The sequence below is a fragment of the Paraburkholderia atlantica genome, from assembly GCF_009362785.1.
In the GTDB taxonomy this organism is placed as follows: Bacteria; Pseudomonadota; Gammaproteobacteria; order Burkholderiales; family Burkholderiaceae; genus Paraburkholderia; species Paraburkholderia atlantica.
Window position 1 is genome coordinate 1 of the sequence record NZ_WHNQ01000068.1, and the last position, 15,180, is coordinate 15,180.

The 15,180-nt window shown below is 57.6% G+C and carries 9 protein-coding genes and 10 pseudogenes; 7 read left to right on the forward strand and 12 right to left on the reverse strand.

Annotated elements, in window-relative coordinates; translation table 11 throughout:
- From GCT19_RS38265 to GCT19_RS38295, 7 genes and pseudogenes are all read right to left on the reverse strand, one after another.
- The coding region (locus GCT19_RS38265; protein WP_152854831.1) for a MerR family DNA-binding transcriptional regulator at positions 1-184 on the reverse strand (184 nt) is incomplete at its 3' end.
- Between the two features lie 103 nt (positions 185-287).
- A pseudogene (locus GCT19_RS38270) lies at positions 288-1,138 on the reverse strand (phage integrase family protein); the annotation flags it as partial.
- 201 nt (positions 1,139-1,339) lie between these two features.
- Positions 1,340-3,073 (reverse strand): carbamoyltransferase family protein, encoded by a 1,734-nt coding sequence (locus GCT19_RS38275; RefSeq protein WP_018437041.1) that lies wholly within the window; start codon positions 3,071-3,073, stop codon positions 1,340-1,342.
- A gap of 270 nt (positions 3,074-3,343) precedes the next feature.
- The gene (locus GCT19_RS38280) at positions 3,344-3,997 is read right to left on the reverse strand and encodes a hypothetical protein (protein WP_152854832.1); all 654 of its coding nucleotides are present in this window, start codon (positions 3,995-3,997) and stop codon (positions 3,344-3,346) included.
- Positions 3,998-4,084: 87 nt separating this feature from the next.
- Positions 4,085-5,433 (reverse strand): annotated as a pseudogene (locus GCT19_RS38285) (IS4 family transposase).
- A gap of 335 nt (positions 5,434-5,768) precedes the next feature.
- A pseudogene (locus GCT19_RS38290) lies at positions 5,769-6,210 on the reverse strand (IS110 family RNA-guided transposase); the annotation flags it as partial.
- A gap of 105 nt (positions 6,211-6,315) precedes the next feature.
- Positions 6,316-6,462 (reverse strand): annotated as a pseudogene (locus GCT19_RS38295) (IS6 family transposase); the annotation flags it as partial.
- Positions 6,463-7,208: 746 nt separating this feature from the next.
- Here GCT19_RS38295 and GCT19_RS38305 point away from each other — a divergent pair.
- The 5 genes and pseudogenes from GCT19_RS38305 to GCT19_RS43965 all read left to right on the forward strand — a co-directional run.
- Positions 7,209-7,637: pseudogene (locus tag GCT19_RS38305) on the forward strand (IS6 family transposase); the annotation flags it as partial.
- A gap of 248 nt (positions 7,638-7,885) precedes the next feature.
- Positions 7,886-8,840 (forward strand): IS5 family transposase gene (locus GCT19_RS38310; RefSeq protein ID WP_152854834.1). Its coding sequence is split into 2 segments (ribosomal slippage): positions 7,886-8,704 and positions 8,706-8,840, totalling 954 coding nucleotides; the frame shifts between segments, so codons are not numbered across the junction.
- Between the two features lie 381 nt (positions 8,841-9,221).
- Positions 9,222-9,395, forward strand: a pseudogene (locus GCT19_RS38315) (IS6 family transposase); the annotation flags it as partial.
- A gap of 172 nt (positions 9,396-9,567) precedes the next feature.
- Positions 9,568-10,146 carry a hypothetical protein gene (locus GCT19_RS38320; protein ID WP_152854835.1) on the forward strand — a complete coding sequence of 193 codons (579 nt, stop codon included), beginning with the start codon at positions 9,568-9,570 and terminating at the stop codon, positions 10,144-10,146.
- 132 nt (positions 10,147-10,278) lie between these two features.
- Positions 10,279-11,262: a hypothetical protein gene (locus GCT19_RS43965; RefSeq protein ID WP_227749453.1), complete on the forward strand. Its 984-nt coding sequence runs from the start codon at positions 10,279-10,281 to the stop codon at positions 11,260-11,262.
- A gap of 359 nt (positions 11,263-11,621) precedes the next feature.
- Here the strand turns inward: GCT19_RS43965 and GCT19_RS38330 are convergent.
- A pseudogene (locus GCT19_RS38330) lies at positions 11,622-12,052 on the reverse strand (DDE-type integrase/transposase/recombinase); the annotation flags it as partial.
- On the opposite strand from GCT19_RS38330, the gene GCT19_RS38335 reads away from it, so the two are divergent.
- Positions 12,014-12,466 (forward strand): Tn3 family transposase, encoded by a 453-nt coding sequence (locus GCT19_RS38335; RefSeq protein WP_035492140.1) that lies wholly within the window; start codon positions 12,014-12,016, stop codon positions 12,464-12,466. The pseudogene GCT19_RS38330 and the gene GCT19_RS38335 overlap by 39 nt on opposite strands.
- Here GCT19_RS38335 and GCT19_RS44690 read toward each other — a convergent pair.
- The 4 genes and pseudogenes from GCT19_RS44690 to GCT19_RS38355 form a co-directional block, all read right to left on the reverse strand.
- Positions 12,425-12,625 (reverse strand): annotated as a pseudogene (locus tag GCT19_RS44690) (HipA family kinase); the annotation flags it as partial. The gene GCT19_RS38335 and the pseudogene GCT19_RS44690 overlap by 42 nt on opposite strands.
- A gap of 320 nt (positions 12,626-12,945) precedes the next feature.
- Positions 12,946-13,215: pseudogene (locus tag GCT19_RS38345) on the reverse strand (HU family DNA-binding protein); the annotation flags it as partial.
- Positions 13,216-13,587: 372 nt separating this feature from the next.
- Complete coding sequence (locus tag GCT19_RS38350; protein ID WP_152854836.1) at positions 13,588-13,791, reverse strand: hypothetical protein; 204 nt, start codon at positions 13,789-13,791, stop codon at positions 13,588-13,590.
- Positions 13,788-14,795, reverse strand: a complete 1,008-nt coding sequence (locus tag GCT19_RS38355) for a DNA-binding protein (protein WP_152854837.1) — start codon at positions 14,793-14,795, stop codon at positions 13,788-13,790. The genes GCT19_RS38350 and GCT19_RS38355 overlap by 4 nt, the downstream gene beginning before the upstream one ends.
- A gap of 155 nt (positions 14,796-14,950) precedes the next feature.
- On the opposite strand from GCT19_RS38355, the pseudogene GCT19_RS38360 reads away from it, so the two are divergent.
- Positions 14,951-15,180: pseudogene (locus GCT19_RS38360) on the forward strand (tyrosine-type recombinase/integrase); the annotation flags it as partial.

Genomic DNA, 15,180 nt, shown 5'->3' on the forward strand with positions numbered 1-15,180 from the left:
GGCTGAACGGATTCTCCCGCGTTCGATGCGTGCGAGACTTCTTCATCTGACTGGGTAACTGGCCAGCACGCTCGTATTTCCGGGCCGTGCGCTCGCTCATCCCCGTACGCGCCGCAGCCAGCTTCTGGCTCACCCCTTTCTGCCGTTCTTCTCGCAACAATTTGATTTCTCCGTCTTTTTTCATGCCGGCTCCGCAAGGAGCCGCATGATAACGGCGCACCAAACCTCAACAGCTCGGCCGCCGGAAACCGGCAAATCTAGTTGTCGCTACCGGCAGAAGTAATTGTCGCCAGACATGCGCCCGTAAAGGGGCGCCATTCGACGGAATCGCGCGGCCGCGGCGGCCCGACCCAGCGCTCGCGCGGCGTCGGACGTCTCACGAACGCCCGGTAGGCGATCGCGTCGTCAGTTGTCAGTGACGACAGCGCCCGCCCGCGTTCGACGATCGCCCACAGGATCAGCCGCTCGGCCTCCTTGCGATAGGCGCGCTGCGTCGTCGCTGTTTCGTGCAGCGCAAGCCACGCCTGTACCGCCTCGTAATCGTTCGTCGCGTTCAGCGTGCAGGCATTACGCGGCGCCCGGAAACTGCCCTGCGAGCCATCGACCTCGTGCGGCAGGCGCAACTCTTCCCACGGCACGATGCTGCGTGGCTGGGTGACCGCGACCAGTGCGCGGGCGCGCTCGGTCAACAGCGGATGCCCGGCGAAGAAAGCTTCGACTTGCCGAGCCCCATCGCGCCGAGCCCCTCGATCGTTCGCCACCATCCGCGCCGTCGCGGGATCCGTACGGGCAGTTCCGAGAGCGTATGGATGCCGTGTGCACACAGGGCATTCGCGGTCCGGGGTGCGAGCCACCATTCAATGTCGTCGCTGATCTGGGGCTGTGGCGCAGTCAACGAGGGCAACGTCCTGAGCGCGTGTTCAACTGCCTTGGCTCGCCCCTGCCGCTCTTGGCGCGTGTGCTGGAATACCGCCGCCAGATCCAGTCGATGGCGGCTTTCGGCGAACGCGATGAGCTGCCGGCGGATGCGGCCGAGCATGCCACGTGCGGACTGGCTCGGCGCCTTGAGGCCGGGCAGGTAGCGCAGGACGGTCGCACGTGAACTGAGGCCTGCATACCAGCCACGCAGCGCGGCCAGCGCATTGGCATCCGGGAACCCGGGTTCGGCAGGCGTCGCGGCCGGGCTCGGGCATTACACGTTTCGCAACGAGAACCCGATCGACATCGCGGCCATGCTTGCGGGTCTCGACCTTCTCGAACCACCTGAAATCAAAGGACTTCCAAAATTTCTGCGGTTCCGGCTTACAACCCCATGTACGGCCAGGTCTCAGGGCAGATGTCAGGTGTAACCTGGGTTTTTCTCAACGAGGTAGTTGCCAAGCACGAGGTAGTCGATGTCGGTCTTCAAGAATGTATTAATGGCGTCCTGAGGGCTGCACACAATCGGCTCCGAGTCGTTGAAAGAAGTGTTTAGCAGCAGCGGAACGCCTGTGAGTGCCTCGAACTCAGAAATCAAGCGGTAGTACTCAGGGTTATCCTCCCGATAAACCGTCTGCGCACGTACAGTTTGGTCAAAATGAACGACTGCCGGGATCGCTTCCGCCTTTTCGGGGTGGACCACTGACGTCGTAAGCATGTACTTTCCTGCATTCACGTCGGTACTTCCGATGAACCATTCCTCTGCACGTTCTCCGAGAATGCTTGGACAGAACGGACGGTAAAGTTCGCGATGCTTCACCTTGACGTTCATCAATTCGCGGATGTCTTTGTTGCGTGGATCTGCTAGCAAGCTACGCGCACCAAGCGCACGCGGCCCCCACTCCATCCCACCACTGAACCAACCGACAATGTTGCCCTCAGCGATAAGCTGCGCGGCTTTCCCCGCAACTTCCACCTTGTTGTAGTTCAGGTTCGTGCGAGAAAGCACCGCCTCGATTTCATCGTCAGTGTAGCTCGGGCCGAGGTAGGCGTTCGTAAACACATAGTCCCGCGGCCGACCAAGCATTTGATTCCAAATCAGGAATGCAGCCCCCATCGCGGTGCCAGCATCGTTGGAGGCCGGCTGAATAAAGATATTGTCGAACAGCTTCTCACGCACAATCGCGCCATTAGCTGCACAATTTAGCGCGACGCCCCCGGCCATGCACAAGTTGCGATGGGTTTGATAATCGAAACGACGCAGGATTTCTACGAGCACCTGTTCGGTCAGCAACTGCAGGCCAGCTGCGACATTCACGTAGGCCTGCCAGTTCTCGACGTTGAAGTCCACAGGCTCATAGCGCCTTGGCAGGCCGAAAAGCGTCTCCAACGGAGAGAAGTCTGGCGATTCATGACGCAGCACGGCCAGATCGACGCTCATGTTTTGCTTGCTAGTCACAATCTTCGCAAATAGGTCAATGGTTTTGGTAGCGTCGCCATAGGCGGCGAGACCCATGACCTTGGACGCATCGTACTGGCTAAAGCCAAGATATTTTGACAGCTTCTCCCACACAAACCCGAGTGAATTCGGAAAAATAAAATCGTGCACTTTGCGCAGTTGCGTGCCCTCTCCGTAGTACAGCGAAGTACTCGCCCATTCCCCGATTCCGTCAATCACGAGCACCGCGGCCTTATCGAACTGCGACACGTGGAAGGCGCTTGCGGCGTGGCAATCGTGGTGCGGCAGAAAGTGGAAGGTCCCCCTGAATCCGGCGTTCTCAATCAGTTGCCTGCGCGCGGACAGCACCCCATCAATGAAGTCCAGCCCCCCTTCGATTGTCTGGTAGCTATCCTTCTCCAGCGGCCACACGTGAGGCGTGTCGTTCGTATCCCGCCATTGTGCCACACCCTCTTGAAGAATTTCAGGGCTGAAGGAGTAACCGAGGTGCTCACAGTCGGCAAGCGTGATGCCCGCAGCCTCGAGACACTTATTGATCGCGAGCCATGGCAACTCGCCCGTCGTCCCGGGACTGGCGAGTTTCCCATGCTTGATGCGATTTAGACGCTCCTCTTCGATCGCCATTACGACTTGCCCATCCTTGATAAGACAAGCGGCAGATTCGTGGTAAGCGGCGTTAATACCAAGTACATACATCTTGGAATCCTTTAAGGTTGAGGCTACTTCAATACTTCACTGACCAGTATCTCGACGATGCATTGATTACCGGAACAATGCCTAGCACCACATCCAGCGTTCGTTTAGAGGAAATCGCTCGTCAAAATCTCTGCTTTCCACCAGGAAATCTATGAAATCAGAGGCTGTTGCTTCCTCGCTGGTGCCAGAGAAAAATGCCCTGGTCATGGATGACGAGTGGTCAACTGAAATTTTTCTTGTAAAAATGCAATTTCGAAAAAACTAGAAAAATCAAGTACATTTTGTCGGCTCACCAGTTTTTTCATCGATTTCCTCATAAGTAAGCTCGCTGCGGCTTATCATTGTCGGCGTGGATGGTCTGACACCGGTCGCGTAGACAATGAGCGAAGATCGAACTTGTTGTTCAAATCGTCCATCATCGTATATGGCGGGCTGGCTTCGCGATTGATCGCAGCATGTGTCCCATTTACATGCAGAAACCCGGTCTCCCGCTTCCATTCGAAAGACATCGGACGACTCCGAGTGCAATGCAGTTGGATTCGTCTTGAGCATGACGTGGACTCGCGTGAACTTGCGTCCAGCCTCGCCGAACTCCACCATATCCCGGTTCGGGAATAGCATGCCCGCGTGAATTTTCATCACACGTACCATACGAATCGCAGAAGGCTCGAAGAGAACGTTGAGCAGTTCATCGAGATAAGTCAGTTGCACACCGAGCGACGTAGACCCTGCATCTTTGTTTCCCGCATTGAGCCTCGTATCGTTTACCTCCGAACAAGGGTTTCTTAGATTGTATGTATGGAATGTGCCAACTCGAAACTCCGAATACACTTCCGGTGCGGGAGGATGTTGTTCTAACAGTGCTAGGTCCTTGGCCAGTCGTTGCTCGTCAAACGCAACCTTACCTAGAAGTGCCGATATCATATGTATCCCGTGAATTTGCCATATAGGTCGTCAAGCCACATCTTCGACAACGGAGATCTAATAGCGACGGCGTCCTAGCCCATCTCGTTATACAGAAGTGTCGTACCCGTCACGCAGGATCTGGATGGTGATCACCGCATCCATGACACGCTGCATGCCAATCCACAGTGTCTTCGCGCCGGGTTCACCATCGCCCTTGTGCCCGAGGAATCCGCCCAGTGACGCGATCATCCGTATCATCTGGTTAAGCGTCGGCGGCTTTTTCGGGCGGGGTTTCTTTGAGAGCACGTGAGGGCCGTGTATCTCGTCAGCCTCAAATAACAGCGAAGCATCCAGGTCCGGGCAGGTCCTGCCCAGCCGCATGAGCCGTGCGATACGCCAGGACACCACCATATACAGTACAAGCGCCTTCTCCACGCGCTCCATCTGCGAGAGCTGCAACGTTTCAACCCGGCAGGCGTTCTTGAACACATTGAAGAACATCTCGATCTCCCACCTCGCGCGGTACCTGTCGATCAGTTCGGTGAGGGCATGTGCATCCGGCACTTCGCGGTTGCTCAGCAGGCGCCAGACGACGGGCTTCACGCCAGTGGGCGCATTCACTTCACATGCCTCAATGCAGCTCAGTTCGACGCCGCCGCGCCCGGGTAACTTCACGCGCTGTGCTCGCAGTTCCTGCTTCGCTTCACGCGCCTTCTGGCCACCCCGCCCGGGCAGCACGAAGCTGACATGACCGAGCACCTCGCTCGCGTGTACCGTCTCCCACAGTTTTGCTTCGCCCTTGAGTGCGCAATTGTGCTGGGAGCGGATCAGCCAGTCAGCCGCTTCGCCCAACTCCTGCGCACGCTGCATGAGCGCGGCGATATCACCTTCGCGATCGGCCACATATACCAGCCGCGTGCCCGGCATGGCCGCCGCCTGCTGCGCCACGATCTCCTTTAACTTTCTATCCATCGTACGCTTTCGCAGACGCCGCCACGCCGGCCGTTATCGTCGCGCGGCTCGCGCGCCCACATCCAGGCGTTCATGACAGCCAGCGCCTCGCGATCCGGTGTGACCGCATATGTAGCGTGAAGGTACATGCCTACCTGCGCTTCATAACTGAGCGGGCCGGCGCCCTCGATATCCTGCCCGTTGACGTTCAGCTCGGTCGTGTCAGCCACGCACAGGACTACCGGTAACTCGCCCATGCGCACAGCGGTGCGATCCCAGTGCGGGTGCATCATGTCGCGCCAGTCAATGTGCTCATTGCCCAGAAACCGGTATGCCGCCATGGTCTCGGCCCAGCCCTCACAGGCACCCGGAATACTCGCCGTGGGACGCGCGGCGAACCGCTTCAGCAGTTCCTTCGCGCGACGATCCCGCCTCGGGTCGCCCAGATCCAGTGTTTCAAATTCCTCGTCCACCCATGACCCCGGCTCATTACGAATCTGCATTCGAAAAGTCGAGAGTAAGCGCGAAATTCCGGCCGTTAACAACCCCGATCACGCCGGTGCATCGCTCAATGCGCTTTCGGATAAACGGCTGCTACTGCGCTACTTCTGTATAACGAGATGGTCCTGGCCGTCGCATCACCTGATGATTTAGGTGGCAGGTACCAGTTGCTCAATATTGTAGACCGCTTTTTCAATATCATTGAAGAAATCACACCCGATCAGGAACATTCTCTCAGAGGCCGACAGTACTTTTTCCTTGTCGTTCTCGGACAAGTCGATACGAATCGCCGGGTTCTGTCGCGATAAGGATGACGGGCAGAGCATGCTCGCATATGTACCTCGCCGTATTCCGTCAGTCCTCGAAGGTTATTGATCTGCATCGTTCGGAACTTGAGCAGTTGCAGCCTCATCCGGTGCAGCCCAAGCATCGCTTGCTGCATCTCGGTTTTTACCGCTACCGGCTTGCCTGGCTGCTGTACTGCCAGCCAGATCGCCCGGGCGTCCGCCGCATCGTTCTTATTTCGGATGTTGAACGCCTTCACAAACTCCCCCCGGCATCAGCTTCACCTCGTGGCCCATCGTCGTCAGTTGCCGAGCCCAGTGGTGCGCACCACCGCACGCTTCGATCCCGATCAGGCACGGCGTAAGGTTCGCGAAGTGTTCGAGGAACTTTGCTCGCTTGATCGGCTTGTTCACGATCTCGCCGGTTTCCTGATCGATGTAATGCAACTGGAACACGTTTTTCGCGATGTCCATACCGACTGCTGTACGATTCATCACTGGATCCTCCGGTCGCCTTGGAAAGCTTCCTATTTGCCACTTGGGCACATCGATGCCGTTGACCCGTGAGGATCGGTCACGGGGTGGGACGCGTTCATTTCATTCTTCGAGGTTACGGAGGCTCAATGAGTACGCCACGTACCACCGGACGCACAGCAGGATCACGTCCAGCGGGTAGTGCAGCCGCTTCAATACCTTGCCAATGCCGGCGGGCAGCATCTTGCTCGGCGTCTTCGTCTTTGCCATCATGCTTGTCATACGTTGTGGTCGACGATTTTACTTGACCGCGCTAATGCGACAAAACCCCGCCAACTCCGGTGCTGTTAAAAACCTTAGAACTGGGCGATATTAGAAACTCGAATGGATACCGAAAAAACAATTGATATCCATTCGATTCGCGATTGGTGGTATGTTGGTAACAAATTTCGTGCGGCCCGGTAGTGTTTTGATTTTTGGTTGTGCGCGCACAAAGTCTTTCTTGATCGGTAGTTTGGCTGGGGTGAGGCATCTGCGGGCGGCAATCGTGATCTGAAGCGGCGCGCTCAGCTTATTCTCGCAGATGGCGTGGACTTGACGTGCATGCGAACGCTTGCCGCTCTGGCGGGTATGGGGGAAATCGCGACATCAGCGACAAGGGGTCTATGTTCGTGAGTCGCCGGGAACTCGTCAACGCACTAGCCTTTCGATAGTGTTCGCGAACCCGCATTTCAGTGGTCGGCATTGACTTCGATGCTTATCGTGACTGGTGTCGTCGTAACGGCGGCGCGCTTGGCCAGATGCCCCCCGGTCTTGGCTGGGAGATTGAGATGTCGCATTGTATTCCTTTGGTGCGCCCGGATCATGGGGCGAATAAGCGCTCAACCTTATCAAAAGTGTCTAGTGTTATTGTCGGTAGTGGTACGCTAGCCATTAAGTGTGCTCAGCTAGCCAAAGAAAAGGGGCATGTGATCCGCGGGCTCTGTCAGGTTGACTCAGGAGCGGGGTAGAATGAAGCGATGAAGAAAAGAAAGTCGCTTTATCACGGTCACCGCTTCCCTGCCATCGTCATCAGCTGCGCGGTTCGCTGGCATTTCCGGTTCAGCCTGAGCCTGCGCGATACCGAGGAGTTGTTGCTCGAGCGTGGTGTCGTCGTCACGTACGAAACAATCCGTTGCTGGTGCGACAAGTTCGGCGCTGAATTCGCCCAGCGTGCAAAGACGGCGCGGCGCAAGCGGGGCAACACATGGCATCTGGATGAGATGTTCGTGACGCGGGGAGCCGTATCTGCTGTGGCGCGCGGTCGATGAGCATGGCACTGAACTCGACGTTCTGGTGCAAAAACGACGCGACAAGGCCGCAGCCAAGCGCTTCTTCCAGCGAGTGCTGCGATCAAACCGGTGCCGCGCAGGATCGTCACTGACCAGCTACGCAGCTATCCGGCAGCACTTTGCTTTACCCAGACATCGAATGAAAGCGGCAAGTCACCGTGGCGCACTCCAGGAACCCTTCGCCACATGGTACGGTTGGACTGGAGCTGCCTCAATCAGTAAGGCTATTTAATAAGGATACCTACCGTTACCAATACCGGTACGCGTACAGTCTACGTTCGTTAAGGAAGGTCTGCAAAAGTCCTGGCATTGACGCCCCGTTCAGCTATCCTGGAAGCATCGCGAATTAGTTGAGGAGAAGAGTAATGTCGCAGTTGGGTCTTGACCTGGATCTGTCAACCAAGCGCACGCGCAAGCGGGAATTTCTCGATGAGATGCGGCGTGTCGTGCCTTGGTCGAAGCTGATTGCGCTGATCGAGCCGCACTATCCGGCAGGCAAAACCGGACGGCCGCCTTTCCCGATCGCGACGATGCTGCAAATTCATTTTATGCAGCAGTGGTTTGGTCTGTCGGACCCTGCAATGGAAGAGGCGCTGTACGACGTGCCGCTGTATCGCGAGTTCGCGGGTCTCGACGGCGGCATGGTGCGTTTGCCGGATGAAAGCACGATTCTCCGGTTCCGCCATCTGCTTGAAACACATGGGCTGGCCCCGCAAATGCTCGCACTGGTCAATGAGATCCTGACGGAGAAGGGCTTGATGCTAAAGGCTGGATCCGCAGTCGACGCCACCCTGATTGCCGCGCCCAGTTCGACAAAGAACGGTTCCGGCACCCGGGATCCGGAAATGCACTCCACGCAGAAAGGCGGCAACTGGTATTTCGGAATGAAATCGCACATCGGCGTCGACGCAGACTCCGGACTGGTTCATACAGTCATTGGAACGGTGGCCAATGTGCACGACACCACCGTTGCCCAGGCGTTGCTGCACGGCAAGGAGACGGATGTCTACGCTGACGCCGGGTATCAGGGAATCGAAAAGCATTGTGAGGCCGACGCAGCTCGTTGGCATGTTGCGATGAGACCGGGCAAGCGCAGACTACTGGACCAGAGTAGTCCTCTGGACGCGATATACGATCAGATCGAGCGGCTCAAGGCCGGCATCCGTGCCAAGGTTGAGCACCCGGTTTCGCGTCATCAAGCGGCAGTTCGGCTATGCGAAGACCCGCTATCGCGGTTTGATGAAAAACACTGCCCAGATCACCACGTTGTTCGCTTTGAGCAATTTGTGGATGGCGCGCAGAGCTTTGCGAAACGCTTAAGATGGAGCCGGTGCGGGCATATGTTTCACCGGTACAGCCTCCGACTGGTGACTGTACCGGGCGATCTCCGCACAAGGAATGTCGTCGCCGTTCAGACTGCGATGCGTGTGGAAAATCGCCGCTACGAAAACGACTTCTGCAGAGCTTCCTTAACTTGACAAAGCTAGGAACTGGGACTGTTTGATGGTTACCGGGTTCCATAAACCTTGACATGAAGCAGACAGGAAAGCCGTGTGCGGGAAAACCGCATGCACGGTTTGACGTGGCGGGAGTTGGAAACGTGACTATGGCAGCCCGACTGAGGACCACCGCGAAAGCGGTGGAGAGACCCCCGGAGCCTACCGTGTGCGCGCCAGTTCTCGACCCTACCCTCTCGAATAGGATCATCGGGCGATCAAGCGCCGAACTCGACCGATGCTTGGGTTCAAAAGGTTTCGTTGTGCCCGCATCCTGTTGGGCGGCATCGAAGTTATGCACATGATCGTCAAGGGGCAGATGGACGATGGCGGCGTTGGTCAAACTCCCGCACAGCAATTCTATTCACTGGCTGGATAAGGAATCCATACCATATCGGACTTGGCCGACCTCTCGCTCTTACTGCGACAGAACCCCCTTTTTGGGCGGTTATTCGCGATCTCGAGAATTTATGCATGCCTTGGTCACAACAAGTCGCATTTACGCGGCTTGATCAGCGTAGCCTTAACCGAAACCAAGAGAGGAATCTTCCGTGGCATCAAAGAAGATATTAATTCTGCTCATAGCTGCTTGGCTGGACGTTTATAACGGCCCCGTCAGCGCGCAGACGCTTAACACCCAGTTCTTGGGTTGGATCGGCAAAAGCCAGCACGGCTACGCATTGGACGGATCGGACTGGCACTATTGTTTCGGTGGCTCTGGAGGAAGCTGTGGAACCGTGTCGTTAACGACAGGCCATTCGTCATGCCACACCACCAGCTTTGACATCGGTGCGCAGTGGGGAATCCCGATAAAAATCGGCAGCATGGCGATCGATGGCGGGATCAATAAGTCATGGACTGCATGCAACATTCGTAGCGAAACGGTCACTTGTGGCCCTAACCCGGGCTGGAAGGGCCGCGCAGTCATCAACTTCAGCGAACGATGGGGGAAAGTCCACGTGATCGGAGCGGATAACTACCTCACCTTGCAGTCAAGCTGCCCAGCGGGATGGCGTTCCGATTGGATGGGGGGGGTGAGTTGGCGTTGCACATACGTCGGTGGCGCATATGATCGTGAAGGATACCTGCCAGAGTGGCGTGGCAGTAGCTGCAACTATCAGCGCATTTAGTTACTCAGATCGCCATTCGCCTCGTTCATTTGCTTGAGACAGCGGAGTGTCTTTGGTATCGCCACGATACCGCCAAGAGCGAGGCGTGCACTGTGTCAGACGGCTGACGTTCCTTATCTACAAAGAAAACTTATGTCCTTCAATATAAATTTATCTTCACGGCGTCGAGTCCATCTAGCCATCGTTGGATGCTTGCTGATGGTGGTGGCAGGGTACCTCTTATTTCTCGCCGCGCCCACGGTAAGTTCGGAGCAAGCGAAGCGCGCATACAAGCCCATAGACTTGAGGTCTTCCGAAGCCACCGCGACAAGCAGCAAAGAGGGGATTGCGTGGCCCGATGGCATTAATGCCGGCGGGAGTTTGGCCACCGGTGACAAGCCCTCCGGAGCGGCATCCAATGATACACCCGTACAAATTGACGCGAGCCTTCGTGCGATCTTTCAGAAGATCGTGAATCGCGGCAACATGTCTCAGAATGAGCTGGATGAGTTTCGGGCTCGGCTGCAGATTGCTTTGGAAAATGACCCCGAGGTCGCAAAGCTTGTGACTCAGTTCTATCACGACATGCCTGCCGAACAGGGCATGGAGCGAGACATTCTTCGATCCATCCTAGTTGATTCTGCAATTGGCAGAGACATAGTCTTGCAAGAAGCAAATGCCATTTGGGAGGGCAGAAACGAATCCAAATATGCCGAGATGTATGAGACTTACTTCAACATGCCAAGTCAAACGCCTCAAGAGGTCTTCAGTAAGGCGCTGAGCGATTTGAGGAGCGATGCCACGACCGATGAGAGGACCGCTGTCGCGCGACTGAATCTCATCGGCACTCTTGAGGAACCAAGCATTCTCGATGCCGCGAACTTAAGAAGTGAGGCCGTGCAGACATTGAACCAGATAGCGGACGGCCACGATAGTGAGCTGATACGTGCACTCGCTGTACAAAAACTCTTTCGGCTGAATTCCCCGGGGGAAGCTGCGAATATCGCTATCGGCCAGTTTTCCAGAGGTGCCTATCCGGACTTGGTTCGTGAAACGCTGAATTCCGTCAGCAGCGGTGATGTCGAGCTTACGCCGAACTTGCGCACAGCTTTGACCATGGCTGTTAAACGTCCGTAGATGGCGTCTGTCAAACGAAGAAAAGTTGGTACGAAATTGCACAAATGTTGAGACTTCCCCGGTTTGACGATCGACTCCGACGAAGTGGGCCTTGCGTGGCGCCGGTTTCCCGTCGGCGCGAGTCAAGCAAGTTGTCGCCTCGGTCATGCGGCCAATGGCTCTATATCAGTCGAGTGCGTATGTGTTTTAACGATGCAGTCGCGCTCGGGATTCAGTGTTACTGCGCCGACAGGCGTCCAGGTCCGGGTGGCGCCGGACCAGCGCCGCGGATTTCGTTCGCGGGCCTGTAGATACGGCTTTGTCAAGTTAACGAATGTAGACTGTACGCGTACCGGTATTGGTAACGGTAGTTATCCTTATTAAATAGCCTTACCGATTGAGGCAGTTCCAATCCAACCGTACCATGTGGCGAAGGCACGGTGACTTGCCGCAAAGTGCTGCCGGATCGGGCCGAACCGTGAAAGAAACGCCTGAGTGCGACGCGCATCGCGAAAGCCGAGCATTTGGCGTTCGCGTCTGCGGGTCGGCTGGTGGCTATTCTCGGCGCGGTTATTCACGCGCGCAACCGCCTTGATGAAAACGTGCTTCACGTGAGCGAGCTCTGGAATCTCGGACTTCGCTGCCGGATAGCTGCGTAGCTGGTCAGTGACGATCCTGCGCGGCACCGGTTTGATCGCGGCACTCGCTGGAAGAAGCGCTTGCCTGCGGCCTTGTCGCGTCGTTTTTGCACCAGAACGTCGAGTTCAGTGCCATGCTCATCGACCGCGCGCCACAGCAGATACGGCTCACCAATTACGTTGCCACACTCGCCAACCTCATCGGTGCGCACGAGCACGAAAGCCATTACGTCTTCGACCTCTGTTACCACAACACGACCGATATCGCGCCGACGATTATCACCGGAGGCATGCACAGCATCAACAAGATGAATTTCGCGGCCATGTACTGGTTCGAGATGGACTTTGCGCCGCGCTTCACCAACCTGCAAGCACAGCTAAAACATCTGTTTTTCGGCGACGACATTGAGCAGGACGACAATTTCCTGATCAAACCCGCTGGACAGATCGACTTGCCCGCCATCTGCGACGATCCGTGTGTCTTCGAACAGATCAGCGAAGTGCGGCGGACCGACGTTGATAAGTTCTTCCTGCACTTGTGCGATCCGGAACGGCGCTACAGGCAGGCCAAACGCTGCCGCCATTGAGCTGCCGAGCCACTCCGCGACGAGACTTCTCCTACCGGCGTGACGACCTTTCACGAAATACAACTGTTCATCCTCTCCTCTACAGATGAACGGTCGAGTGATCCCTTGGGTAGCGCGCCCCAAGATTTCGGCGATTTGTACGACCTCCGGATTGAACATTGATCTCTCTGGATGCTGTCATTGTGACCAACGACAGCGGTGAACTCTGGTGCAATCACTCGGGGCGCTACGCTGTTGCGAGGTAGCGAGTAACCGCAAGTTGGCGAGAAATCGTACCAGATCAGGATACGAACAGGACCGGGACCCAGCGCTGCCGGAGTCCTGACGCTCGTGCGAACCTCGCGCCCAATGCATCAATCGCACCCACGTAAAAAAGGCGCACAGCCTGCTGCCGATCTGATCGCTAACTCGGTCGCCGATGCTGCCAACGCTTGATAGGCCTGCGTGGAACTTCGATCGGGCGCGAGATGACTGAAACAGTTTGCGTTCACCGCGTCCGCCTTGCCGGCTGTGAACTTCACCGTCTTTGCAGCAGCGATCTGCAGTTCTTCGCCAGTCGATGGATTGCGTCCGACCCGTGCCGCACGTTCTCCAATCGAGAATGCCCCAAACCCAATCAGCTGTACCGCGTCGCCGGCGGTCACGGCCTGCGGGACTGCGTTGAGGATCGCGTCGATTGCGGCACCCGTGGCAGCCTTGGTGTCGCCTGTGCTGGCCGCGACCGCATCAATCAGCTCCTGTTTGTTCATGGACTGCCCCTTTGTGAACGGAACACGCACCCTACCGCATCCCCCGCCTCACAGGCAAACATCAGGCCGGCCGACCTCATCGAGGCGGGTGCGGTCTGCCTCTCCCTCCCCCTGTGTTTTCCATCCCACCGCCGGAGAATGCGTTGACCGAGAATCACCACATCTGATAACCGGAGTTATCACGAATGCGGAATTTGCTCGTCAGATTTCGCGTGTTCCGCTACACTCCGCGGGAAGGCCCGCCGGGCAAGGGTTTCCGGGGCCGTCCGACGAAGTGAAAGCTGATCCATTCCAGAAGTAAGACTTGTACCGGTCCGCGAAAGGGCTCTGAGCCCAACCACATTCTCAGTCGTCAGCGCGGCAACCACATTCTCAGAACAGCTGCGCTAGAAGCGGCGCCAGATTCTTCCACTTCACCGTGCTCCGGAAGGCAAGGCCATCTTCGTCAAGTGATTCGATGATCACGCGCTGACCGCGCGCTTCGGCCTCCACCCGCACCACTCGCTCCCCATAGCGCATCAGCACGCCGATGTCCGGGCAGACATCCTTCCGTCGACCGCGTCCTGTGCGACTCATGTCTTCGCGCCGGACTTGCGTACAGCTTTCACAGGCCCGGCAGACTGCCGGCCCGCGCGGCGCGGAGCGCGGCGTGCGGCACTGCCCGGACCGGACGCTTTCTGCCGCAGGAATTCCAGCTCCTGCGCCTGGGCCTCGTGGCTCGCCCGCATCGCTTCAAATCGCCCCTCCAGCATACCCGCCGAATGGCGTAAATCTCCCAGTTGCGCCTGCAATGGATGGATCTCGGCCTGCGCGCGCTCGCCGTCGCGAGACGCGCGTTGCTGTACACCTTCAAGTTCGCGCTGCAGACGCGTAGCCGCGGCCCGTTCGCGCTCGATCTCAAGCAGCGCGCGCTTCTCCGCGGCCTGCAAACGGGTCTCGGCCAGTTCGGTGCTGGTCCGCTGTTTGTCGAGTTCAGCGGCGAAGTCGGTGCGGGCCTGCGCCAGAGCGGCGTCCCGCTCGCGTAGCGCCTGCTGCGCGCGCTCCAGCTCGCCTTCAAGCGCGTGACGGGTCGCCGCGGCCGCAGCCTGCGCCTGCTCGAGTTCCTGGATGCGTACTTGGGCGGCAAGCAGCGTGGTTGTCCGCTGCTCAAGCGCCGTTTCGGTGCGCGCCAGATCCGCCTGCACGGCCGTGACAGACGCCTCGGCGGCGAGCCGCGCGGCTTCGACTTCGGTCCGCAGCGCCTGGAGGGCGTCATCGGCCGCGCCGGCAGCACGCTTCCAGAGTATGGCCACCAGGTCGCCTGCCGCGTCACGCAGCTCCCCGGGCAGTTCGGCGTGTTCGATGCGCACGCGGCTTTTCTCCCGAAGGTCGGCCCAGAACGCGTTGAGCACCGCGACGGGCGTACTCATGCTGCCGCGGCGCACGAGCTGATAGAGACGGTTCGCCGTCGGCGTGACGCCGAAGCGGAAAAACAGCAGCGCGCAGGCCTCCCGATAGAGATCGCGCGTATGCGGAAATTCGGCTTTCAGGCGCTCGATCTCGGCCTGGAGGCGGCTTTCATCAGGAACGGCGTCAGACATGAGCATTCCGCGGGATTTTGAGAAGTAATATTACTGCGTAATTTGGCTTTTCTCTACTATTTCTACATTAAATTTGAACATTAACCGTATAATGTTGAAATTTACTGCGAGAGGTGCGACACTGAACGCGTGACACCCCAAGACCACCGGATCCCATGAAAACCGCCCTCATCGCGCCGCGCCCGCTCGACGTCCTCGAACTGCCCGATGATCTCGACGGCCGCACCGGTGTCAATCGCGCCACCGGCCGCCGCCAGATCGCCGCCGATGACGACCTCGCGGCCGTGCGCGCATGGCTGGCGCGCGTCGCCGACACGAAAACCACCTTCGAGAACTACCGCAAGGAAGCCGAACGGCTGCTGCTGTGGTCCATCGTCCAGCTCGG

Bases quoted from the DNA above. Each gene is read 5' to 3' on its own strand.
- GCT19_RS38280 (WP_152854832.1), bottom strand. From the start codon at position 3,997: ATGATATCGGCACTTCTAGGTAAGGTTGCGTTTGACGAGCAACGACTG.
- GCT19_RS43965 (WP_227749453.1), top strand. From the start codon at position 10,279: ATGTCCTTCAATATAAATTTATCTTCACGGCGTCGAGTCCATCTAGCC.
- GCT19_RS38335 (WP_035492140.1), top strand. From the start codon at position 12,014: ATGCTCATCGACCGCGCGCCACAGCAGATACGGCTCACCAATTACGTT.
- GCT19_RS38355 (WP_152854837.1), bottom strand. From the start codon at position 14,795: ATGTCTGACGCCGTTCCTGATGAAAGCCGCCTCCAGGCCGAGATCGAG.
- GCT19_RS38275 (WP_018437041.1), bottom strand. From the start codon at position 3,073: ATGTATGTACTTGGTATTAACGCCGCTTACCACGAATCTGCCGCTTGT.
- GCT19_RS38350 (WP_152854836.1), bottom strand. From the start codon at position 13,791: ATGAGTCGCACAGGACGCGGTCGACGGAAGGATGTCTGCCCGGACATC.